This is a genomic window from Acinetobacter lwoffii, from assembly GCF_019343495.1.
GTDB classification, from domain to species: domain Bacteria; phylum Pseudomonadota; class Gammaproteobacteria; order Pseudomonadales; family Moraxellaceae; genus Acinetobacter; species Acinetobacter lwoffii_P.
In genome coordinates this window covers 1,213,980-1,238,247 of the sequence record NZ_CP072549.1, presented here as the reverse complement: position 1 = coordinate 1,238,247, position 24,268 = coordinate 1,213,980, and the positions used below count along the sequence as shown (strand labels likewise).

Here is a 24,268-nt window from a genome sequence, read left to right as displayed (position 1 = left end):
TTTAAAACAATCTAGAGAAAATACTGGAAAATTACATGGTTTAAGCTGGATTTTTAAGCAATTCCAGAATTGCTTCTACTACCTGCGGATGGAGTAAATAGCCGGTAATATCATGCGGGCGGTGAATATGGGTACGAATGCCGTGGTTAATAATTGCGGGTTGAAACTGAAATGGCGGTTGTGTAAGAGGAAAGGCGGTAAGAAAATCATCAGTTGAATAAAAATTTATCCAGTCGCCTGTAATTGCTGCAGGTCGTACAATGGGTTGCGGTAAATGTGACTGGATCACCTGGAAGGCTAGTGGCGATCCTAAAGTAATAAAACGCTGTATATTCAGTTCAGGATGCTGGATGAGATAGTTATAGGTAATCACACTGCCCAGAGAATGAGCAATCACAATACAAGGTTTGCGACCATTCAATTGCCGGGCAATCCGTTCATGAACTTCCTTCATGAAAGCAGGATTGTCGAGATACAGATAGGTTTCAATCAGAAATTTTTGAAGCAGGCTCCGATGCAGACTGGGAAAATAATTCAGCAATAATACAAAGTCTCGCAGTGCAACATTTTTGCTTAGCGTGGTAATAAATTTGAATTTCTGTTTAAAATCCATCGTGTCATTCAGGTTAAGCTGGGGAAGATCGGAAATCACGGGCTTGCGCCAGCCAGGACGTGGAACTGGTGCAGGAAGCTGAGGATGGACAGGTTGACGGAAACGAAAGCTGGGCCATTGCTGTGGCATCAAGGTGCCAGCATTCAGGATGTTGCGAACGTTGTAGTGTGAAAGCAAGTCCCCATAAAATGGAATGTGAATGTGACGTCGTAAATAACTGAATCTGGCATCATGACGGTGTTTGCGAATGCCTTTTTGAAGTATATGCAGCCAGCGCTGGCGAATCGATGCAGCACTATGATGTTGCTGGTTCATTCCATGAATAAAAATAACTTTCATCGATACCTCACGGAGGTCGATTTATATATTCACAGTATAGAGAAAATTGCGACAAGCCAAGCTGCACTTTTTGTGGCGTTAATGTATAAATTATCTTTGATAAAACAATCATTAACATACATCTGTATATTTATAGAAAAGGCAGAAAAAGCAGTAAATTGGTAAGTCCGGATGAAAGATTTCACTGAATAGAGAAAGAATATGAATGGAACGGTAAAAGTTGAATTTAGAGTTTGGCGTGAGTCTTAGAGTAATTCCAGGAGCACTTTCATGACGTCCGGATGCTGAATATAACCATCAATATCATGCGGATGATAGATGGAGGTATGAATCTCCTGATTGATAATCGCCGGCTGAAACTGAAAGGGTGGTTCTAATAATGGAAAGGTAGTCAGAAAGTCATCGCTACAATAGAAATTTATCCAGTCACCTGAAATTGCAGTAGGTCGTACAATTGGTTGCGGCAGATGAGCCTGAATGACCCGAAATGCCAACGGTGATCCGAGAGTAATAAAACGCTTGATATTTAGCTCTGGATGCTGAATCAAATAATTATAGGCAATCACGCTGCCAAGCGAATGTGCCACCAGAATCTGTGGCCTGCTGCTATAGAGTTGATCATGAATGCGGCAGTGAACTTCCTGCATAAAATGTGGGTTGGCCAAATAAAGATAAGCTTCTAGCAAAAATTTATGTAAAAAGCTGGCGTGTAAGCTGGGAAAATAATTGATGAGTACCGCAAAATCCCGCAAGGCAATATCTTTGCTTAATGCTGTGATGAACTTCAGTTTCTGATTGAAATTCAGGGCATCATCAAGATTTAACTGCGGGACGTCACAAATTTGATAGGTGCACTGGTCTAGTGGCGGTGTCGGTTGCAGCTGTGCGGGATGTAAAAAAGGGAAATGCGGCCACTGTTGCGGCATCAGGGTGCTGGCATTCAAGACGTTATGAAAATGATGCCGAGAAAGTAAATCGCCATAAAAAGGGATACGGATATGCCGTTTTAAATAAGTAAACCGAGCTTGCTGTTGTGGGTTTTTCCGAAGGCCTGTTTTGAAGAGATGCAGCCAATGTTGACGTAATGAAGTAGCCGTATACTGTTGCTTGTTCATGCCGTGAATAAACACAATTTTCATCGACGCACCCTTAAGGCTGCCCACTATGGTTATAGTATAGATAAAAAAAGAGCGGCCGGAGCCGCTCTTTTAAAACTGATGATTAAGACTTGTTGTGATAAAAAGCATAATAACTTGCATAACACGCTGCAATAAATAACAGACAGCCTACGAAGCTGATACGCATTGATGGATCAAAGACCATACTGATACAGGTAATAAAACAGAACACAAAGCCCAGGATTGGCACAATCGGGAACAATGGTGCAGCAAAGCCCAGTTCTTTGGTCGTATGACCCTGTTTATACCACTGACGACGGAAGTTGAACTGGCTTAAGCAGATACTCATCCAGACCACCACCATGGTAAACGCCGCAACGCCCAGCAAGTTGGTAAAGATCGTCTCTGGCGCAAACTGTTCAGACAATAAACCTGGTAATGCACCCAGCATGGTCACCATGACTGCAATATACGGTACACCGCGAGCATTCAGTCTTGAGAATACGGCAGGCAACTGTTTGCTGTATGACAATGACCACATCATACGTGAAGCAGCAAATAAGCCCGAGTTGGCAGCAGACAACAACGCAGTGATAATTACAAAGCGGATGATGTCTTCAGCATATGGGATACCAATGTGCTGGAATACGGTTACGAACGGACTGCTACTCACGCCTTCAGCGGCTAAGCCTGCTTCCTGATGCGGAAGTAATGCCGTCACCACGATAATGGTACCCACAAAGAAAATTAATAAGCGGAAAATCGCAGTATTAATCGCTTTAGGAACATTTTTCGCAGGATCTTCAGTTTCACCGGCAGCAACACCAATCAGCTCGGTACCAGAGAAGGCAAAGTTCACGATCAGCATCGTAGCAAAAATCGGAAACAGACCTTCAGGGAACCAGCCCTGTGCAGTCAGATTGGTAAATAAAGGCGCAGCTTCATAGCCTTGATAGCCCAGAACACCAAAGATGGCCAATAGACCTAAAAGAATAAAAGCAACAACCGTGACCACTTTTACCAGTGCCAGCCAGAATTCGGATTCGGCAAACCAGCGGGTAGAAATCATATTTAGACTAAATACGAATACACCAAAGATAATGGTCCATAACCACATGGAAATGTCCGGGAACCATTCCTGCATCAGCAAGGCCGCTGCAGTAAATTCAGTTCCGAGAGTGACCGACCATGTCAGCCAGTATAACCAGGTGATGGTATAGCCTGTGCCTGGTCCAATATAACGTTTGGCATAAGCGCCAAATGAACCAGATTCTGGCATATGAACGGCAAGTTCGCCCAAACATAGCATCACCATGTACGCGATAATACCGCCCAGGAGATAAGCGAGAATGGCACCTACAGGCCCCGTTTGTGCAATGACTTCACCCGACCCTAAGAATAGGCCTGTTCCGATTGCGCCACCAAGCGAAATCATGACCAGATGTCGAGTACTCATAGCGCGTTTTAAAGGCGCAGAATTGCCCTGATGCGTAGCATCATTCGGAGATGAGTGCATAGGAAATAAGAAATACTTCAAAGGAATGAAGCGAGCTATTGTAGTGAAAAACTACAAATCTGCAATCGAATAATAGTAATTTCGAATAAGGTCTGATCGTATGAGATCAATAGATGGCGTCCCTACGGGGATTCGAACCCCGGTTACCGCCGTGAAAGGGCGATGTCCTAGGCCTCTAGACGATAGGGACGTTGCGAGGTGATGCGTATATTAAGGATTAAGCCGGGGTTTGTCAAAAGGGTTTTTGCTAAAATTCATTTAACAGTTTAAACATTAGGCAAAACAAAAACTTTATTTTATTAAGATGTTATTTTCTGAACAGATTTCAGGACTATAAAAAATAAATATTTGAAAAGATCACTAAAACTTAGTGATCTGGAGTTTGATATTGCTCAGGCTGAGAGTTTTCAGCTGGGGTTGATACTGTCTCAGTCTCCGCAGTGTTGTCATCATCACGGTTGACGATATAGAGATATAGCGCGGATGGGGCTAAAATCAGTAAAACCAGTAAGATCTTTTTTAACATGATACAAAGGCAAAATATGAAATCGCATTAATTATAGCCTAAGCAAATCTAAAAGAGCAGCAGCATGTACCTATTCAGGCTCTAGAATTTAAAAGTAACATCTGCAATAAATTGGCGGCCGATTTCAGTCATCACACGTGGTCTATCATTTGAGGTCGAGCCTGTTGTATAGGTATTCACGCGGTTGGTTACGTTGTTAATGGTTAAACCAAAAATTGCCCTTAAATCTTTTGAAATTTCCCAGTCATAGGTGGTGCGCATATCCCATGTAAATTTGGGTTTAATTTCAGAGGCTAAATAGGTGTCAAGCAGTTCACCTTCCTATTCGACTTTGTCATTTTTATTGGAGACTACAACCATATCATCGTAACTGTTTTTATAGCTAAAGAAGTTTGAAATACGTACAGGCAGTGTATCGAATGTAATATCCCAGTTTACTCGTGCGGTCCATGGTTGGTTAAATTTTGGGGCAGGGCGGTCTGACCAACGGATAATTTGACCATCATAAGAGACCCATTCATCTTGAGTGGCTTGATCATAGGCTGAAGTGTAATCTACATAACTGCGGAAGACTTCACTGTATCAAATCCCAAGGCAAATAAATGTTGGCTATCCCCCAGTGCGATCGGTTGACGATTTTTAAGTGTTAAGGTGTAGATGTCAGCTTTGCCACTTCCATCATTGTTATATTCATAGAAGAATTTTGATCCACCTAAAGGAGTAACTTTAGTTTTTGATATTTCATCCTGATATTTACGATTGACCCATTTTAGCCCTAGATCCCAATTCTGGATTTGTGTATTCAGGCCTAAAACAGTCTCGTCACTGAAAGGGGTATTGAGCGCTGAACTACGCGCACCGCTGGATAGTGCAGTTTGTGTTTCTACCCAAGTCGCATGTGGGTTTTCACGTGACAGTTTGTAGAGCAAATCATTTTGAATTTCATTCAGCTCTGTACCTAAAGTTTGCTGACCATAGTAGCGATTCCACCCAGCGGATAAATGCAATTGATCATTACTAAAGGGTTTGTAAGAGAGACGACTGCGAGGGGAAATATTGATATTACTACTCAAAGAGTCATAATCAGCACGAACACCAAGGCGTGTTGAAAATTGATCATTCCACTGAATATTATCTTCAATAAATATATTTAGGCGATCTTGCTGGGCTTGGATATCACCAGCTTTGTACAGAGTCCCACCAGCGATATATTGTCCATTCCAACCATTTATCGTTAGTTTATCGTCACAATATGGGGCACTTTGAAGGCAGGTAGTATCTTTGCCAAGTTCTTTTAAATGGGTCTTTGTCGCGAGTAAAACATCCTCGGCTCGTTTCCACTCAACATGAGCATGGCTATAACCCGCACCTAGAGTCATGTTGTGTTGGGATTGACCAACTTTAAATGGGTCTATATTGGCTTGTAGGTCGTAAGAGAGAACGTCTTGATGTTGTTCTATTTCTCCCATGATGGCGCCTTCTCGAACAACATCGGTATTATTCCAATCTTTACTTCCTTCGGCATAGTACCAATGCATACTGTAGTTATTATCTGCAATACGTTGTGTCGCCGAGTTTTGGAAATTAAGTTTGTGTACAAGAGTACCTAAGTTGAAGCGATGTTCAAGTTCCGAGAACAGAGTAAGTGTTTCAGTTTCAGTGGTACTTCCCGAATCACGGTTGCTGTCCACATAGCTCAAACTGTCCAGCAATCCATAATCGAAACCAAACTTCGCTTTGGTTGAGGGGTTTGGTGTATAAAATAATGTTGCACCAAGATTTGAGATATGTCGTTCTTGATCAATTGTTTTAGGTGTTTCAAAGCCACTTTTGACTGGGATGATAGACTCTCGTTGAGAGGCATAAGCATTAAAGCCCCAATCATTCGAGAGCTTCCCATAAATATTGGTGCTTAGACCTTGTTTGGTATATTCCTTTTGGTATTCATCTGTGGGCTCTTCAAATTTACTTTCTTCTAAAGGTGAAATTGAGTTGTAGCGAGCCCAATCACTTTCAGTGTAATCATAGGTGATAGAACCGTGAATTTTACCTATCTCTGTTTGCGGTGCACATGTTTTAGCATTTACAACACCACCTGTGAATTGACCATAAGCGGCAGACACATTGCTATCTAATACTTCAAGCTCACAAAGTAGGTCCGTGTTCACTGCCATAGCTTGTGCGCCAGTCCCAATATCTTGAAACGTATTTGTGTTTGAATTTGCTGGATTAATAAGTAGGTTGTTGGAAACACCATTCACAATGAAATTGTTTTGGAAGGTTTGTGCACCATTAATTGAGATTTCGGCAGGTTTAATTTCACCTTGAGAACCTGCTGCAAGTTGTGACTGACTAAACTGCACATTCGGATTCACTTTTAAAAAATCGGTAATGTTCTTTGAGCTATTTGGCGTACTTTCTAAATCTTCTTTTGAATAAACTGTTTTTCCCACTTCATTTGCTTGCTGAGCTTCGATAATAATCGTGCTGAACTTAACCGTAGCTTCCTTGAGGATGGATTCTTGATAATTTGATTCTTCTGCAAAACTAGATGTTGATAAAGCTGTTAGAACCGCAATAGAAAGTGGGGAATAAGCAAAACGCATGAGAAGGGTTAAATATGCGAAAAATAATGGAAGTGATTATCATTAACTTAGAGTAGGTAATCAATAGTAATGAGAATTATTTTCATTAATTAATTGATAAAAGTGTAGGACTTGAGCAGCTTAGGATGCTGATCAAAGAAATATAAAGAAGAGAAAAAATAGATGGCGTCCCTACGGGGATTCGAACCCCGGTTACCGCCGTGAAAGGGCGATGTCCTAGGCCTCTAGACGATAGGGACGTTTAGAAGATGGCGGTATCTTATTGATCCGCCACCAGAGTGTCAAGCAGGTGAGGTGCGAGTTTGTTTAAAATATAGCAAAACAGTTCAGCGGTCTTCTGCGTATCATATAATGCAGAATGGGCTTCTTTACCATCAAACTCGATTCCAGCTTGGATACAGGACTTCGCCAGTACAGTCTGACCAAACATCACCGCACTTAAAGTCACTGTATCGAAGACAGAAAAACTATGAAACGGGTTCTGGTTTTTGGTCCCGGTACGGGCAATCGCGGCCTGAAGAAAACCTAAATCGAAATGTGCATTGTGTCCGACTAAAACTGCATGGGTACAATTTTGCTGGCGACGCACTTCATTCACCGATTTAAAAATGCGCTTGAGTGCAGTTTTCTCATCTTCGGCCATGGCGATTCGCATTGGATTAGAAGGATCGATCCCAATAAACTCCAGCGAACGTCGGTCGAGATTTGCCCCTTCGAAAGGATTGATATGTGCATGGTAAGCTTGACCCGGCACAAATTGACCCTCCTCATTATAAACAATCGGAATGGCCGCAATTTCCAGCAATGCATCAGTCTGCGCATTAAAACCTGCAGTCTCGACATCGACAACTACAGGTAAGAATCCACGAAAACGTTGACCAATGATTGGGAGCGTTTCATTTGTCACACTTTTCTCCATTGAATGGTTTTACCAGCATACAGTGGGATAATCTGTTCACCATCCAGATAGTCTAAACTTTCAGGGATTACTTGATCTTCTTTAACCAGGGTAATGGTATTGGTATTACGTGGCAGGCCATAGAAGTCTGCACCAAAATGGCTGGCAAAACCTTCCAGGCGTTCAATTTTACCCACCTGATCAAATGCCTGAGCATACAGCTCAATGGCAGTCGGCGCACTATAACATCCTGCACAGCCACACGCATTTTCTTTTGCATTTTTTGAATGCGGCGCGCTATCTGTTCCCAGGAAAAATTTAGGATTACCGCTGGTTGCGACTTCCAGCAAAGTTTGCTGATGCGTTTGACGTTTTAAAATCGGCAAGCAGTAGAAATGCGGCTTGATCCCACCAACCAGCATGTCATTGCGGTTAAACAATAAATGTTGCGGCGTAATGGTTGCAGCGACATTACGGTCTTGCTCAAGTACAAAGTTTGCTGCTTCGCTGGTGGTGATGTGTTCGAGCACCAGTTTCAGCTTGGGAAATTGTCTGAGTAAGGGAGCCAGCACTTCATCCAGGAAACGCTTTTCACGGTCAAAAATATCGACATGATTATGCGTCACTTCACCATGTAGCAATAAAGGCACTTGGTGTTCTTCAAGCTGTTCAATTACGCCGTAGACTTTGCTCATATCGCTCACACCACTATCGGAGTTGGTGGTCGCACCCGCAGGATAGAGCTTGATGGCATTGACATGCGCAGATTCTTTGATCTTTTTAACTTCACTTGCCGGGGTGTTGTCAGTGAAATACAGCACCATACGCGGGTCGAAATTTACCCCTTCAGGCACATGTGCCATGATACGTTCACGGTAAGCATTGGCCTCTTCGACGGTTTTTACGGGTGGCACCAGATTTGGCATGCAAATGGCACGAGAAAACTGCTTGGCTAAATCGGGAACGGTACGTTGAAGTGCTAAACCATCACGCAGGTGAACGTGCCAATCATCTGGCTGGAGAATCGTAATCGTATTCAAGTCAAATTCAGTCGAACAAATAAAACAAATGATAATCCATCTATAGTAAAAATGGTAACGAGAAAGCGCTACAAAATAAGGGATATGTATAAATTAATTTTAAAAAGTATGTTATTTTAAAATTAATAAAAAAATTACATAAATACTTGGCAATGGAATACAAGTACAATCTAGCGAAATTGCAAGATGATAAAGAAGACATAGAACAACTGATTACACGGCAAAGCCAGCGTGTAGGCCCGGTCTTCCCTCAAAATCTGGAACAAGAATTCTGGACCAAAAATCTGGAACGCGCCCGCAAACATGTCGAAAAATATGTGTGGGCTGGAGTACTAGCCTATTTCCTTTTTTTGGTGGTGATGATTCCCACAGATTACTGGAGCATCAGCAAAGAATATTTCGTACATGATTTTGTCCTGTGTATGTTGGGCTTGCTCAATGGCGGCGTGTCGCTAATTATCTTTTATATGTTCTCGTGCTTACCCAAGATCAAGCGCTTTTTTCCTCAGGCTTCGATGCTGTTGGTATTCTGGGTACAGGTGTCAATTTCATGTATCACCATGTCGATTAAAACTGATGCCTTGCAGCATCAATCCATGGCGATAGTCACGATCGTATATATCCTGGGTTATGTTCTGACCGGTATTAAGCCGATTCAGATGCTGGTCACCGGATTATTCGCTGCGGCAACTACTATTCTTGTATTGTTTAGCCTTTCAGTTGAATTTAATCCTATGGTTTTTGGACGGATTTTAATTGGAGGTTGCTTGCTGGGTTATGTGATTAGCCATATGATTTTTGCCCGTGAACGTGTGATATTTCTCTATAGCATTCGCGCCAGAATCAGTGAGCAGATCCAGCGTATCCATACCAACGAATTATTACATTTGAGTCAGTACGATGAGCTGACCAAGATTTCCAATCGACGGACTTTTGATGAGACGCTGCAAGTCCATTTCGAACGTGCACATCGTGAAGAAACGGCATTGGCAATTCTGTTTATCGATGTAGATTTCTTTAAAAATTACAACGATTTTTATGGGCATCAGAAAGGTGATGATGTCATTTCGACTATTGCCAAAACCATCAAAAATGCGATCCGTCATATGGACTTTGTCGCGCGTTATGGCGGGGAAGAGTTTGTGGTGCTCTTGCCAGAAACGGATGCACATGGTGCTTATGCAGTGGCTTCAAATATTTTTAAGGCGATTGATCGTCTGGAAATTCCACATGAAAAATCCTCGGTTGCGAAACATATCACCATCAGTTTAGGCATTACCGTCTATCGTGGTGAAGATGATATTGATAAAGACGCCTTATTGGGAATCGCGGATCAGGCGCTATATCGTGCCAAACAGCTTGGACGCAACCAGATTTATTATCAGTCCATTCGTTCAGTCAATTCAGATATCGCAAATGGTTAGAGATTATTACAATCAATAAACGAACCCTCAATAAAAAACCGCTCATCAGGAGCGGTTTTTTATGAAACGAAAAAGGACTAAAACTTAGTTTTTGTCTTTTAGTTGTGGCACTGCAGATGCTGAACCAACTGCCAATAAACCAGTCTCTGTATAGATGCCCAGTTTCGCACGAGTATCCGTGATATCCAGGTTACGCATGGTCAACTGACCAATACGATCCATCGGCGAGAACATAGAATCACCTTTCTCCATAGTCAAACGCTCAGCTTCATAAGTGAGGTTCGGAGATTCAGTATTCATAATGGTGTAGTCATTACCACGACGCAGTTCGATCGTTACAGTACCGGTAACTGCTTTAGCGACCCAACGCTGTGCAGTTTCACGTAGCATAAGCGCTTGAGAATCGAACCAGCGACCTTGGTACAGCAAACGACCTAAACGTAAACCGTTAATGCGGTATTGTTCAATCGTATCTTCGTTATGAATACCCGTTACCAGACGCTCATAAGCAATGTGAAGCAGCGCCATACCCGGAGCTTCATAGATACCGCGAGATTTCGCTTCGATGATCCGGTTTTCGATTTGATCCGACATACCTAGACCGTGACGGCCACCGATGCGGTTCGCTTCAAGAATGAACTCAACTGGATCTTCAATGCGTTGACCGTTGATGGCAACCGGGAAGCCTTCTTCAAAAGTAATCGATACTTCTTCAGCTTTTACTTCTACGTCATCTTTCCAGAATGCAACGCCCATGATTGGCTCAACGATTTTGATGCCTGCATTCAGGTATTCAAGATCTTTGGCTTCGTGTGTCGCACCCAGCATGTTTGAGTCAGTTGAATAGGCTTTTTCTTTTGACATTTTATAGTCAAAGCCATTGTCGATCAGGAACTGTGACATTTCCGCACGGCCGCCCAGCTCGTCAATGAAAGTTTGGTCTAACCAAGGCTTGTAAATTTTAAGCGCAGGATTGGTCAACAAGCCATAACGGTAGAAACGTTCAATGTCGTTGCCTTTATAAGTCGAACCGTCACCCCAGATGTTAACATCATCTTCTTTCATGGCAGTTACCAGCATGGTGCCAGTTACTGCACGACCCAATGGCGTCGTGTTGAAATAAGGCATACCACCTGTAGAAATATGGAACGCGCCACATTGAATTGCAGCAATACCTTCTAATGCAAGCTGTAAACGGCAGTCGATTAAACGTGCTTTTACTGCGCCATAAGCTTCAGCTTTTTTTGGAATCGCATCGTAATCGTCTTCGTCTGGCTGACCCAAGTTAGCTGTGTAAGCATAAGGTTCAGCGCCTTTTTGTTTCATCCACAAAAGAGCAGCAGAAGTATCTAGACCACCAGAGAAGGCAATACCAACTTTTTTACCTACTGGGACATTCTGCAAGATAGTTGCATTATCAGACATTGTTCATCCTAATGATATGAAATAGGCACGCCAGAATTGGTGGCCTGAAAAAATACATATTGCATCAATTGTATCATTAATTTATTTAGGTTTGCTTTAGAAAAGAAAAACTCGTTTTAAAATCTCTATTCAATAGGCTTAAATAATCATAAATCGCACGATTTTCACCAGAATCCTGCTGAAAACGGAAGAAATTGGTTATATTCAGCCGAATAAAGTTAAAAATCAGATAAAACAGGAATAAAAGCATGGCGACTCGCATTCCACCTTTACCTAATTTAAATCCTAAAGCTAAGAATGAAACGCTGGCACTGTTACATGGGATTTATGCCGGCCTGATTGGTTTTAGTACAGTGCTGTTTTTATATCTTGAATATCAGCAATCCAGTATTTCCATGCTGAGTTTAGGTGTGGTGTTGCTACTTTTAGGCTTGCTGATGTTTTTTAATATCCAGGCCTGTATTAAGGTGAAGCAGGGCAATGGTTCAGGACGAACTTTATCCAGAATAATGGCCATCCTGATGTTGCTGAGTTTTCCAATTGGTACAGTATTGGGTGCGATTGCATTATGGAAATCCAGTGCACGGCAATGGCAGAACTAATTTGTCATGTATAGAGCGAGCTGGTATCGAAGATTGATGTTTGTGCCTGAAAATGCTGAACTCCGGGTCATAAAAAGCCGCTGAAAATCAGTTAAAGTAAGGGAATGACTTGCTCAGCCAAATATAATCAGGGATTTGTTATGACCACGACGCGCTATGCCAACATTTTAAAACCACTGCATTTAGGTTTTACCACCATTAAAAACCGGGTCGTAATGGGGTCGATGCATACTGGTCTGGAAGACCGCTTCTATAATTATCCTAAACTTGCAGCGTATTTTGGCGAACGTGCAAAGGGTGGCGTAGGTCTGCTGATTACGGGTGGAATATCGCCAAACCGTCAAGGCTGGTTGTTGCCGGCGGGCGGCACCATGAATACCTTGGGAGATATTGCGCCACATCGTCTGGTGACGCATGCAGTGCATAAACATGGCGCCAAAATTCTTTTGCAAATTCTGCATGCCGGACGTTATGGCTATCAGCCTTTTGTGGTGTCGGCAAGTCCAATCAAATCGCCAATTTCTCCTTTTAAACCACGTGAAATGTCAGATAAACAGATCCTGAATACCATTCAGGACTATGTCAACACGGCCAGTATTGCCAAAAAGGCTGGCTATGATGGCGTAGAAATTATGGGTTCGGAAGGCTATTTACTGAATCAGTTTTTAAGTCGTCATGTCAACCAGCGTAGCGACCGTTGGGGTGGCCCGATTGAAAACCGGATGCGTTTTGCCGTAGAAATTGTCAAAGCCATTCGCGAGGAAATTGGCGAAAAATTTATCATCTGTTTCCGTTTGTCGCTTCTCGATTTGGTACATGATGGCAATACCATGCAGGAAGTGATTACCGTAGCTAAAGCTTTGGAAAAGGCGGGGATTACTTTGCTTAATACCGGGATTGGCTGGCATGAAGCACGTATCCCCACTATTGTGACTTCTGTACCGCGTGCCGCTTTTGTCGATTATACCGCTGAAGTCAAAAAACATGTGTCGGTGCCGGTGATTGCATCCAACCGGATCAATATGCCAGACACTGCCGAGGCGATTCTGGCCTCTGGTCAGGCAGATATGGTGCAGATGGCACGTCCACTTTTGGCCGATGCTTTCTGGGTCAATAAAACCGCGACCAATCGTGTTGATGAAATCAATACCTGTATTGCCTGTAATCAGGCTTGTCTGGATCATACCTTTAAAAACCAGCGGGCAACCTGTCTGGTCAATCCGCGTGCCGCTTATGAAACCGAACTGGTTTATATCAAAACCAAAAAACCGAAAAGTATTGCAGTGATTGGCGGGGGAGTTGCAGGTCTGTCTGCTGCTACGGTCGCAGCCAGTCGCGGGCATGATGTGACGCTGTTTGAGGCCAATCATGAAGTAGGCGGGCAGTTCAACCTGGCTAAAGTCATTCCAGGGAAAGAGGAATTTCACGAAACGATTCGTTATTTTAAAGTGCAGCTAGAAAAAACCGGAGTTGATCTGCGTCTCAATACCCGTGTCAATCGCGAGCAGTTGGAGCGTGAAGGTTTTGATGAGGTGATTGTGGCTACAGGTGTCGTGCCGCGTGCCTTGAATATCGAAGGCAGTCAGGCACCACAAGTCTTGTCTTATGCAGAAGTGCTACGCGGCGCGCCTGTCGGTGATCGTGTTGCGGTCATCGGCGCGGGTGGTATTGGTTTTGATGTGTCGGAGTTTTTATTAAAGCCGCCGCATCAGGTACAGCCGCAACCTGTGGATGAGTGGAAACGTGAATGGGGTATTGATTCCCAACCAGATTATGTGACTGAAGGCGGGTTACAGCGTGCTGAAGTCGAACCACCAGTACGGGAAATTTATTTATTACAACGTAAAAAGACACCGCTTGGCGCAGGACTAGGCAAGACTTCAGGCTGGGTACATCGTGCCCAGTTAAAAAAACATGCCGTGCGGATGTTGCGCGGTGTGCAATATAAATCTGTCACGGATGAAGGCTTATGGATTGAGGTAGATGGCCATGCTCAATTATTGCGTGTGGATACCATTGTGGTATGTGCAGGTCAGGAATCGGTAAAAGACCTGATGCCGAGTGCTGGGGAAAATACCTTGGCGCAGTATCATATTATTGGCGGTGCAAAACTGGCTGCTGAACTCGATGCCAAGCGCGCCATTCGTGAGGGAGCGGAATTAGCAGCAAAACTGTAAGGATTTGATGAAACTATATGCAGTTGATTGCATTCACTGTAATTTTCACTTGTCAGCCGGACAAAAGCTCCGTATTATTGCGCCCATGGAAGCGTGGCAGAGCGGTTTAATGCACCGGTCTTGAAAACCGACGAGGGTGTGAGTCCTCCGTGAGTTCGAATCTCACCGCTTCCGCCAAATTTTTAAAACCCCAGTCGAAAGATTGGGGTTTTTTTATTTCTATGATTTTAATAAAACGATTTAAAATAAGCTGATAGCGAACAAAGTCAAAATTTTAAAATTCCATAATTAATAAATATTCTTTAATTGCCTACTTCAATTTTGATTAATGCCAACGCAATTCTTTCCACATGTTGGTAAGCCGGTTGTTCCAGTTCTTCACCAAAAATATCCGGGTCAATTTCCTCATAAGACCAAGTTATATTGTGATGCTGTTTCATCAAATTTTTAAGATGCTGCAAAAACAGATTGCCATGCTCAGTTACAGTTACTCCTGTATAGAGGAATAAACGTCCACCAACATTCAGCCGCTGTAGACCTTCTTTTATAATCCTGAATGATAAATCACAGCCATCCAGTTTATTACCACCATGACGATATTGGCGTTGATCCGGATCAATTAAATACGGCGGATTAGCAAAAATCAGATCAAATTTTCCATCAAGATTGGAAAATAAATTACTTTGAACCGGATGAATATGGTTTAAGCCGGAAAAACTGATATTAATCTGGCTATAGAGCAAGGCTTTGGGATTCAGGTCTGCAACCATAATTTCATTAACATCTGGAAAATGTCTGGCAATACTGATTGCGGCTGCTGAAGTGCCACAACACATTTCCACGACCCGTTTGAAAGGGTGAGTCTGAGCAGCTAGATATTGCTTGAGATGATAGATAAAGCGATAAGTATCCGGACCAAAAAATACCGCATCTTGCTGAGTAGTCGGAAAAGCTGAATGAATAAAGAGTTCGCCATCGAGTGAAGAAACTCGAATCTGACTCAAGTATTGATCTTCCTGAACCTGTAGAAGTTGATGTTCTTGCAATAATTCAAACAGAACGGGATCAAGATCAGTTTTTTTAAAGTTTAGATTCCAGCCAAAGATATCCTGATGGGTTCTGTGCTTATAAATTTCATTCTTTTTTCGATTCAGAATTCGCTGGTGGGAAAGCGGTGTAATGGTCGTAAACTGATAATCTTGTTGTTTTAAAAAGGCTAATAAATAAAGCAAAGCTTGCTGCTGGCTGCTTTGCATCTCTAAAATCTGGTTCATACGGATATGCTCTTCTATTTATTTAACCTACATGAAAAGGTCAATTCACTTTATGCCTGCAAAAGATAATATAAAGCCAATCGTGAATGATCACAGCTATACAGCACTGGATTCCATGGAAATGGATCAGTTTATATTCATCTAAATAATGCATTGCTTAGGTAAAAATGTGATGAGAATTGGTTGGATTTGTATAGGTAGTAGGCATAATTTTATTAGCTAAGAAACCTTATTATGATTCTGCAAACTATAATTTCTTATTCATTATTATATGTATAAAAAATGGCTATTAATCACTTGGATCAATAGCCATTAGAGCTGAGAGCTTTAAAAGCTTAGTTGGGTACTTCCGACAAATCAAACCAGATCACTTGCGCATCTTCGCTTGCTTTAATTTCTGTGTTATCCAGAAAAGCAATTGCGCCGCCAGCTTCAACCGTATGTTCAGCGATCTGGATAGCACCAGAAACAACATGTATATAATTAATATGCTGGGTCGCTTTCACTTCCAGACTTTGGCCTTGCTGAATCACCGCAGTTTTGACTTCGGCATTCTGACGGATATGCATCGGCGCATTGTCATTCGGACCACAAATCAAATGCCACTGGTTCGGTTGCTCATGCGGATCAAGACGAATTTGCTGATAGTTCGGTTTGGCATCACGTTCATTTGGAATAATCCAGATTTGCAGTAAATGAACCTGTTCATCGCCCTGGTTCATTTCACTGTGTCGCACACCGGTTCCTGCGCTCATCAGTTGCCATTCACCCGCAGCAATTCCGCCATGATTGCCCATGCTGTCCTGATGGGTAATGGTTCCTTTCAGCACACAGGTCAGGATTTCCATATTGTCATGTGGATGCGTTCCAAAACCCTGATGTCCATCAATCAGGTCATCATTAATGACACGTAAAGCGCTGACACCCATATACTTTGGGTTATACCAGTTACCAAATGAGAAACTGTGTTTAGACTCCAGCCAGCCCATTTTTACATGACCACGATTTTCGCTAGGATGTAGAAAAGCATTCATGATTTTATCTCGACATTATTTTTAACTTGAGATCATCATACTGTCGTTTTATAACTGAAAAAATCTCAAATAGGCGACAGATCATTGCATTTTTGCAACGACAGAGCTGAAAGTAAACATAAGGAATAAAAAAGCCCGCTCAAAAGCAGGCTATTTTTATTCAAATCGGCAGACCGATCATCATTCTAAGAAACGAACCGTTACCCCAGATTTGACTTTACGGCCAAGATCATTGGCATCCCAGTTAGTCAAACGAATACAACCATGTGACGCTGTTTTCGAAATGGTAGACGGGTTTGGTGTTCCGTGAATACCAAATGATTTCTTGCTTAAACCAATCCAGATATTCCCGACAGGACCGTTAGGACCCGGTGGTAAAGATAGTGGTTTTAAATTTTTACCTTGTACAAAGTTAGAAGGTGAGTAGCTGTACCAAGGGTTTGGTGCAACACCTGTTACTTTATAGGTTCCGGTTGGAGATGGTGTATCCGCACTACCAATGGTGGCAGGGAATGACGCGATCATTTGATTTTTACTATTAAATAAGTACAGTTGTTTCGCGCCTTTATGTGCAACAATCAAGTGAATACCTTCAGGCAAGTCATTACGTACATTACTGACCAGTAATTTTTCACCAACTTTATTAAAGTTGGCATTTGGATTGAGTTTCTTTAAAAAATTCTCATCCATATGGAATTTTTCACTTAACATTTCACTGACACGTGTGTAGTACAGGCCTTTCATTTTCGCCTGTAGCGCATAATCTGAAGGAATAGATTTGGCAAATGGGCCTGCCAGATCTTTTTCAGTAATAGTGTATTCAACAAAGGTTGGCTTAGAACCCTGACGTGCCACCAGTTTATCCCAGGTTTCCTGAGTCAAAACACCTGTCGGTTTAATGCCATTCATTTGCTGGAAAGATGCAATGGCTTTTAGTGTATTTTTACCGCTGGTTCCGTCAATCGCCCCCGGTGATGCATGGGCATTATTCAGCATGACATGTGCACGTGCGTAAACTGGGAATTGACCTGCACCGATATTTTCATACCACTGGGCATTATTTAAGCCGTCTAAAGTCCACGAAGCTTTGGTCGCTGCAGAGTTAGTCGGTGCTTTGGTATTTGGTACTGCGCCAACAGAGGCAGTCTGATCTTCGGTATCCTGTAGCTCATTCAGCGCTTCAGATGCCTGTTTTAAGTCTTGTTGTTCTTGTGCAGTAATTTGCGCTTCTGCAGGTGCTGCTTGGGCCGCTGAAGCTTCAGTTGCTAATGGATCAATCGGATCTTGCACTGCAACATCAGTCACCACTTGGGGTTTTAATGGTTGTTCAGCAGTAGACGCGGCAAAAACTTGACCTGCGAAAATGCAACCTAGACTCACAGCGAGCATTGTGCGAACGAACATGTAACTCAACCTTAAGAATTATTTCTTTAACTATGTGAAAAAACACTATAAGTATTACAGAAAAAATGTGGAGATGCAGTAGTTGTTTTGTGTAAATCACTAGGTTGCCGTTCAATCCGATCGGTTTTTAAAGTTGCCAGAAGTTATTAAAACTGCGGCCTTTTTGCTATGATGTTGGCAATGTCAAAGAAAGATGGGAATGTGAATGACGACCTTAAAAAATGATCGTTTTCTGCGCGCATTGTTGCGTGAGCCTGTAGATGCTACGCCAGTATGGATGATGCGTCAGGCTGGCCGTTATTTGCCTGAGTACCGCGAAACGCGTGCCAAGGCAGGAGATTTCCTTTCTCTTTGCAAGAATACTGAACTGGCCTGTGAAGTAACTTTGCAGCCTTTACGCCGTTATGATCTTGATGCCGCGATTTTATTCTCGGATATCTTGACGGTTCCGGATGCTTTGGGACTAGGGCTGTATTTTGAAGCCGGTGAAGGCCCGAAATTTCACAAGACCATCCGTACCGAACAGGATGTCGCCAATCTGCCTGCATTTAATGCCAAGTCGGATCTGGATTATGTGATGAATGCCGTTTCGACCATTCGTTCAGCCTTGGGCGGTCAGGTTCCTCTGATTGGTTTCTCGGGCAGTCCATGGACTCTGGCAACGTATATGGTCGAAGGCGGTTCAAGCAAGGATTTCCGTTTTACCAAACAGATGATGTATGCGCAGCCTGAAGTTTTGCATGCTTTACTGGATCGTCTGGCTGATGCAGTGACTGAATATTTGAATGCACAGATCGATGCGGGTGCACAAGCGGTACAGATCTTTGATAGTTGGGGTGGGGCATTAGCACATCGTGAATATATCGAGTTCTCGCTGAACTATATGCAGAAGATTGTCGCTGGTTTGCAACGTGAGAAAGACGGCCGCAAGATTCCGGTAATTCTGTTTACCAAAGGTGGCGGTCAATGGTTGGAACCGATGATTACGACAGGCGCAGATGCATTTGGTCTGGACTGGACCACGCCATTGAATGTCGCTCGTCAAACGGTTGCTGGTCGTGCAGCACTTCAGGGTAACCTGGATCCTGCAACTTTATATGGTTCATCAGACACCATCATTAAAGCGACAAAAGCCATGCTGGATGATGCCTATGCCAATGGCGAGAAAACCGGTTATGTTGCCAATTTAGGTCATGGTATTACCCAGTGGGTTGATCCGGCGAATCCAAAAGCATTTATTGATACCGTACATGAGTATAGTGCCAAATATCTTTAGGATGTAAACCTTGATCGATCTATTCAAATCAGGGTTTGAATTTACTTATAAGGCAGCTTCGGCTGCCTTATTTGGGATTTTACTCCTGCTGGCTTTTGCGCTGACTGCTTCTATGGGCAGCGATCTCTTTTTCGGTTTTTACCGGTATGACTATCTGCTGTTTTTTGCCTTGTTGATTCAGGTGGTATTACTTTATACAAAACTGGAATCCTGGGCTGAAGCCAAAGTGATTGCGTTATTTCATCTCATGGCCATGGTGATGGAAATCTTCCTGACCCATCCGGCAATTGCTTCCTGGCATTACCCTCAACCCGCAATATTTAAAATCCTGACCGTGCCTTTATTTGCCGGTTTTATGTATTCTGCGGTCGGCAGTTTTTTTGCGCGCTCTTTACGTCTATATCAGGTTTCATTTGAAAAATTGCCGCGTTTTAGCCATATGCTGACATTGGCTGTCTTGTCTTATATCAACTTTATGAGCAAGTTTTTTATTCCCGATTATCGGGTGATTTTATTTGTCTGGAGCGTGCTGATGTTCTGGAAAACCAGAATTCGCTTTCAGCTGAATCGGCATACTTTTCAGTTGCCGATGTTACCCGTACTGCTGATTCTGGCGTTTATTATCTGGATTGCCGAGAACATCAGTACCTTTTACCAGATCTGGCTCTATCCAAGCCAGATTGAGCAATGGCATATGGTGGGATGGGGCAAACTGGGCTCCTGGTATTTGTTGTTATTGCTGAGTCTGGTGTTGGTGCTGAAAATCTTGGGACAGCGTAATTCACAAGGCGATTGGGCGCTCAAGGAACAGTAAAATCAATCAGGTTATGTTTATGTAAAGCATACATTTTTTCAATTGCGCCAAACTTGACTTGTCGCTACTCTGCTGAGTATGTAATTTAAATTACATTATTAGAGTAATAACAAAGATTGCATGAGAATAATTGGAGAATAACTATGTTGAAAAAAATTATGCTGGCGGCGGTATTGGCGACTGGTTCAAGCATGGCGATGGCTGACCGAGATGTCGGTTGTGGTATCGGAAGCCAGGTGTGGGCGGGTCAGTCTGGTATTATTCCTAAACTCTTTGCAGGTACGACCAACGTTCTGTTCACGAATCAGTGGCTCGGGATCACTTTTGGTACTTTAGGTTGTAGCCAGGGCGGTACCGTAACCGCTCAAGTGGTGACCTTTACCAATGAAAACGCTGAAACATTGGCGCGTGATATGGCAGTTGGAGAGGGTGAAAGCCTGAATGTTCTGGCTGAACTTTTGAATATTAAATCTGAAGATAAAGCTCGTTTCTTTAGCGTTTCCAAGCAGAATTTCTCTGAAATTTATTCCGAAGAAAACCAGAATACATTACAAGTTTTAAGCACCTTACAAACTGTGATGGCCAAAGATGAAGTATTGAAATCCTACATCTGATCCGCACCCTAAAAACCCTGCTGTTCTGGCAGGGTTTTCTTATGACTAAAAGAAATTGATGAGAATAAGTTAACTGAATGAAATATGCGTTCTTCATGTTGGGCCTGACATTCAGCCCTTTAAGTTTTTCTAGCGAAATTAATCCAGACATCCAGCATTATATCGCTCAGGCCGAAACTCAGCATCTGGATCAGAGCACTACCTGGCAACGTCTCATGTATGCCAATCCCCAAGGTCATAGCGAGGTTAACTATTCGGGCTATTTCCTGGCAGAGCAGGGAAAAACTGATCTAAAAAAAGAAATGCAGCATAACATTCAGGCTTTATTCCTGAGCGCAGAGCCGAATCAGTCCGTCCGCTGTAAGTTTCCTGCACGCAGCAGCTGGTTAATGCAGCAATTGAATATTTCCGAGCAACAATTGCCTGCGGTCAGTTGCCCGGATTTGGATAAATGGATTGGCGAGGTCAAGCCTTATCAGGCAACCCTGATCTATGCCACGGATTTTATGGGTAATCCCAGCTCGATGTTTGGTCATACCTTGTTGCGTCTGGATCCTAAAGACCAGCAACAACTCAATCTGATTTCTTATGCGGTCAACTATGCTGCGACGGTCGATGGCAATGACAACTGGTCCTTTGCCTGGAAAGGGCTGACCGGACAATATCCGGGTGAATATTCCCTGATGCCATATTACCGCAAGGTCAAAGAATATGGTGACTTTGAAAGCCGGGATTTGTGGGAATATGAATTAAACTTAAGCCCGCAAGAAACCAGATTTTTGGTACAGCATCTCTGGGAAATGCAAAATGTAAGTTTCCCTTATTATTTTATCAATGATAATTGTGCTTATCGCCTGCTGGGGCTATTTGATCTGGTACGTCCCGAGTTAAATCTACAGAAACAGTTTAATTCGACTGCGATTCCGATTGAAACACTGAAAGTCGTAGAACAGCAGGGTTTGATCAAACAGAAAGTTTACCGTCCAGCGCTTGAAACTCAATTGCTGGCTCAATCCAGACAGCATGGCAAAGCGCTGGCAAAAACTGCGCATCAGTTAGCTTATGCAGAAACAGGTGTAATGCTTTCAATTTTGCAGCCTTATCCGGCAGAAGATCAGGCCAAAATTCTGGAAATGGCCTATGATCATTTATATCTGGACTTTCTCCGACAAAAAGTCGATGAATCTTTTGTTCAACCACGTTTTCGTAAGTTATTAGGCTTAAGAAGCCAGCTGGATATCGAGAAACAGCGTAAAGCGCCTGAACGTCCAAAAATAGATCCGGTACAAAGCCATCATGCACGCAATATCAGTCTTCAGGCCGGACAGGTTCAGGGTGAATCCTTTGTCCAGCTAGGGCATCGGCAAGCCTATCATGATCTTATCGATCCGCAAGGTGGTTTTCGAACAGGCACACAATTATTGTTTCTAGATGGGGCTTTGCAATATCGTGACAGTGAGCTCAAACTGGAACAGCTTGATCTATTTACCGTCAATTCCTATAACCCGGTCAATCCGTTTAATACGCCATTGTCCTGGGGTTTTAATCTGGGCTGGCAACAGGAGGCACTGGATGCGCATGGCCAGTTTAGTGAAGATGAGCAGCATGGCGTCGCCAGCTTAAAAACTCAGGGCGGTTATAGCTGGGCAAATGCCAGCCGTGAACATCTATGTTATGCACAAATGCAAACTCAGCTACAGGCAGGCAAGGCACTTGATCAAGGCTGGCGCGTAGGTGCAGGCCCTACTGTGGGGTGCCAGAATATCTGGAGCGATCAGATCAACAGTCTGGTGCAGGTGGAACTGCCTTATTGGGAGGATTCGCATCGCTGGCAGCTGAAACTGAATACTGAACTCCAATATGCATTCAATCCACAACATGCACTTCGGCTGTCTTGGGAATATCAGCAACAGCAGTCCAAAGACTGGGATCAATGGAGTCTTGGTTTGATCCGGTATTTTTAAGATTGAGTTAAAACTGATAAGCACTATTCATAAAGTGCTGTGTATCCATGAGGCTACTGTTCGGTTTTCCCGTGTATAAAAAGATTGGCTGGGTTGGGTACAAATAATCTGGTCGATATTTTAGGAAAAATACCTGATATTTGTTATATTTATCACATAATGTGAGTGCAAATTGCAAGGTTTTGGGGAACAGACAGTATGAATAATGAATGCATGGCAAGACTGGCCGAGCAATGGGAACAGATCTGTCAAAATTATTCATCTGATGACTTATTGCATGCCTTTCATTTTATTCAAGATCATTCCCTGATTCTGGTGGAAGAATTCTATAAAAACATGCTCATTGAAAAGGAATCTGCAGAATTCTTTTCCGATGACTTGATTCAACAGCGCTTGCGCGACACCTTAAATGCCTGGCTGCTTGAAAGCTTTAGTGTGGGGATTAATAAACGCTATGCCGATGCCGTGCAGAAACAGGCGATGGTGGGGCATGTACATGCGCGTGTCGGAATTCCGTCCTGGCTGATCATGCGCGGTGTACGTGAAATTGAGCGTAAAATGTTTGAACTGCTGGATGAAAATCCTCACCACAGTATGTTGACTACCTGCAGTTATATTATCCAGATCATGGGATTTGCCACAGAAGTCATGTGCCGATCTTATGAGGCCAAAACAGCCATGAATCAGGAAATTAAACACAGTTATCGTGTTTTTTCAGCGATGCAGGATGTGGCCGTACAAAAAGATAAACAGCGCAGCTCATTGCTGGACTGGGAAAATGAGCTTATGTTCAAGGTCTTTTCTAAGCATGAGAAATTGAATCATCCGATGCTGTCCAAGTCGGAGTTTGGTTTATGGTTTATCCATAAAGCCTCTTATGCTTTTACCGGCTCTGACCAGGTCGATTTAATCATTGAACGAATTTATCAAGTCGATGAACTTAATCAAGAGATCATGGACTGTACGGACAAAAACAATATGCTGGGACTAATCCAGCAGATCCGTGACTTGAACCGCGAAATTCAGCTGCTGGTGGACCAGTTATTTCAGGTGGCCGAATATATTGAATCAGGTAATGATTCATTGACCCAGTTACTGAATCGCCGTTATTTGAATACGATTATTTCACGTGAAATCACTTTTTCTCGTAAGAATCATACGCCTTTGTCTTTACTTGCTATCGATGCTGATTATTTCAAAAGTATTAATGACAAATTCGGACATGCAGCAGGTGATCTGGCTTTGAAATTTCTGGCCGAAGCATTGCAAAAATACAGTCAGGGCAGTGATTATGCTTTCCGGGTCGGCGGTGAAGAGTTTTTGCTGTTACTGGTGGATACTGATGAAAAACGTGCCCTGAATATTGCCGAAAGTGTGCGTAAATATATTGAAAATGGCATGATTAATTCGGCACAAGGCCAGCAGTTTAAATTTACGGTCAGTATTGGTTGTGTGCTTTATGATGGACATCCGGATTATCAGCGCTTCCTGAATGCGGCAGATTCTGCCTTGTATATGGCGAAGAACAACGGGCGTAACAGAGTCTATATGGCTCATCAGTCCTTGAACCCAGTCGCACAGCCACTCTCTGTTTAAATAAAAGG

At 42.9% G+C, this 24,268-nt stretch carries 20 protein-coding genes and 3 tRNA genes; 9 read left to right on the top strand and 14 right to left on the bottom strand.

All coding sequences use genetic code 11. The features are described from left to right. Window positions 1-40: 40 nt before the first annotated feature. The 10 genes from J7649_RS05865 to pyrC all read right to left on the bottom strand — a co-directional run bounded on the left by J7649_RS05865 (window position 41) and on the right by pyrC (window position 8,656). A complete protein-coding gene (locus tag J7649_RS05865) occupies window positions 41-952 on the bottom strand; it encodes an alpha/beta fold hydrolase domain-containing protein (protein WP_219309806.1) in 912 nt (303 codons plus the stop codon). A gap of 245 nt (window positions 953-1,197) precedes the next feature. Beyond that, entirely contained in the window at window positions 1,198-2,091 is an 894-nt protein-coding gene (locus tag J7649_RS05860) for an alpha/beta fold hydrolase (protein ID WP_219309804.1), read from the bottom strand. Window positions 2,092-2,173: 82 nt separating this feature from the next. After that, on the bottom strand, window positions 2,174-3,586 hold the full coding sequence (locus J7649_RS05855; protein ID WP_153566642.1) for an amino acid permease: 1,413 nt from the start codon (window positions 3,584-3,586) through the stop codon (window positions 2,174-2,176). Between the two features lie 114 nt (window positions 3,587-3,700). Then, window positions 3,701-3,776, bottom strand: a tRNA-Glu gene (locus tag J7649_RS05850). Window positions 3,777-3,953: 177 nt separating this feature from the next. After that, on the bottom strand, window positions 3,954-4,112 hold the full coding sequence (locus J7649_RS05845) for a hypothetical protein (RefSeq protein ID WP_004646377.1): 159 nt from the start codon (window positions 4,110-4,112) through the stop codon (window positions 3,954-3,956). Between the two features lie 81 nt (window positions 4,113-4,193). Beyond that, on the bottom strand, window positions 4,194-4,373 hold the full coding sequence (locus J7649_RS16770) for a hypothetical protein (protein WP_228738667.1): 180 nt from the start codon (window positions 4,371-4,373) through the stop codon (window positions 4,194-4,196). Between the two features lie 293 nt (window positions 4,374-4,666). Further along, window positions 4,667-6,718, bottom strand: coding sequence for a TonB-dependent receptor plug domain-containing protein (locus tag J7649_RS05840; protein ID WP_228738666.1), 2,052 nt, complete (start codon window positions 6,716-6,718; stop codon window positions 4,667-4,669). A 163-nt stretch (window positions 6,719-6,881) separates the two neighbouring features. After that, window positions 6,882-6,957: transfer RNA gene (locus tag J7649_RS05835), tRNA-Glu, on the bottom strand. A 20-nt stretch (window positions 6,958-6,977) separates the two neighbouring features. Continuing rightward, complete coding sequence (gene rnt / locus J7649_RS05830) at window positions 6,978-7,637, bottom strand: ribonuclease T (protein WP_004279557.1); 660 nt, start codon at window positions 7,635-7,637, stop codon at window positions 6,978-6,980. Then, the gene (gene pyrC, locus J7649_RS05825) at window positions 7,622-8,656 is read right to left on the bottom strand and encodes a dihydroorotase (protein ID WP_004279558.1); all 1,035 of its coding nucleotides are present in this window, start codon (window positions 8,654-8,656) and stop codon (window positions 7,622-7,624) included. Before pyrC ends, rnt begins: the two co-directional genes overlap by 16 nt. Window positions 8,657-8,808: 152 nt before the next feature. On the opposite strand from pyrC, the gene J7649_RS05820 reads away from it, so the two are divergent. Further along, window positions 8,809-10,080, top strand: a complete 1,272-nt coding sequence (locus tag J7649_RS05820; protein ID WP_219309802.1) for a GGDEF domain-containing protein — start codon at window positions 8,809-8,811, stop codon at window positions 10,078-10,080. An 84-nt stretch (window positions 10,081-10,164) separates the two neighbouring features. Here J7649_RS05820 and argG read toward each other — a convergent pair whose 3' ends face one another. After that, complete coding sequence (gene argG / locus J7649_RS05815) at window positions 10,165-11,505, bottom strand: argininosuccinate synthase (protein WP_004279561.1); 1,341 nt, start codon at window positions 11,503-11,505, stop codon at window positions 10,165-10,167. A gap of 248 nt (window positions 11,506-11,753) precedes the next feature. On the opposite strand from argG, the gene J7649_RS05810 reads away from it, so the two are divergent. The 3 genes from J7649_RS05810 to J7649_RS05800 all read left to right on the top strand — a co-directional run bounded on the left by J7649_RS05810 (window position 11,754) and on the right by J7649_RS05800 (window position 14,461). After that, window positions 11,754-12,107, top strand: coding sequence for a hypothetical protein (locus J7649_RS05810; protein ID WP_219309800.1), 354 nt, complete (start codon window positions 11,754-11,756; stop codon window positions 12,105-12,107). Window positions 12,108-12,247: 140 nt separating this feature from the next. Then, window positions 12,248-14,284, top strand: coding sequence for an NADPH-dependent 2,4-dienoyl-CoA reductase (locus J7649_RS05805; protein WP_219309798.1), 2,037 nt, complete (start codon window positions 12,248-12,250; stop codon window positions 14,282-14,284). A gap of 87 nt (window positions 14,285-14,371) precedes the next feature. Next, a tRNA-Ser gene (locus J7649_RS05800) sits at window positions 14,372-14,461 on the top strand. 125 nt (window positions 14,462-14,586) lie between these two features. Here the strand turns inward: J7649_RS05800 and J7649_RS05795 are convergent. The 3 genes from J7649_RS05795 to J7649_RS05785 all read right to left on the bottom strand — a co-directional run bounded on the left by J7649_RS05795 (window position 14,587) and on the right by J7649_RS05785 (window position 17,996). Then, complete coding sequence (locus J7649_RS05795; RefSeq protein ID WP_219309796.1) at window positions 14,587-15,558, bottom strand: methyltransferase; 972 nt, start codon at window positions 15,556-15,558, stop codon at window positions 14,587-14,589. 335 nt (window positions 15,559-15,893) lie between these two features. Then, on the bottom strand, window positions 15,894-16,592 hold the full coding sequence (locus J7649_RS05790) for a pirin family protein (RefSeq protein ID WP_219309794.1): 699 nt from the start codon (window positions 16,590-16,592) through the stop codon (window positions 15,894-15,896). 180 nt (window positions 16,593-16,772) lie between these two features. Then, entirely contained in the window at window positions 16,773-17,996 is a 1,224-nt protein-coding gene (locus J7649_RS05785) for a L,D-transpeptidase family protein (RefSeq protein WP_219309792.1), read from the bottom strand. Window positions 17,997-18,201: 205 nt separating this feature from the next. Between J7649_RS05785 and hemE the strand changes: the two genes are divergently transcribed. The 5 genes from hemE (at window position 18,202) to J7649_RS05760 (ending at window position 24,260) form a co-directional block, all read left to right on the top strand. After that, window positions 18,202-19,272, top strand: coding sequence for a uroporphyrinogen decarboxylase (gene hemE, locus J7649_RS05780; protein WP_219309790.1), 1,071 nt, complete (start codon window positions 18,202-18,204; stop codon window positions 19,270-19,272). 10 nt (window positions 19,273-19,282) lie between these two features. Beyond that, the gene (locus J7649_RS05775; protein ID WP_005107426.1) at window positions 19,283-20,086 is read left to right on the top strand and encodes a DUF817 family protein; all 804 of its coding nucleotides are present in this window, start codon (window positions 19,283-19,285) and stop codon (window positions 20,084-20,086) included. Window positions 20,087-20,229: 143 nt separating this feature from the next. After that, the gene (locus J7649_RS05770; RefSeq protein ID WP_004646390.1) at window positions 20,230-20,700 is read left to right on the top strand and encodes a DUF3015 family protein; all 471 of its coding nucleotides are present in this window, start codon (window positions 20,230-20,232) and stop codon (window positions 20,698-20,700) included. A gap of 77 nt (window positions 20,701-20,777) precedes the next feature. Then, a complete protein-coding gene (locus J7649_RS05765) occupies window positions 20,778-22,664 on the top strand; it encodes an Lnb N-terminal periplasmic domain-containing protein (RefSeq protein WP_219309788.1) in 1,887 nt (628 codons plus the stop codon). Between the two features lie 198 nt (window positions 22,665-22,862). Continuing rightward, a complete protein-coding gene (locus tag J7649_RS05760) occupies window positions 22,863-24,260 on the top strand; it encodes a diguanylate cyclase (RefSeq protein WP_219309786.1) in 1,398 nt (465 codons plus the stop codon). The last annotated feature ends 8 nt before the right edge of the window (window positions 24,261-24,268 follow it).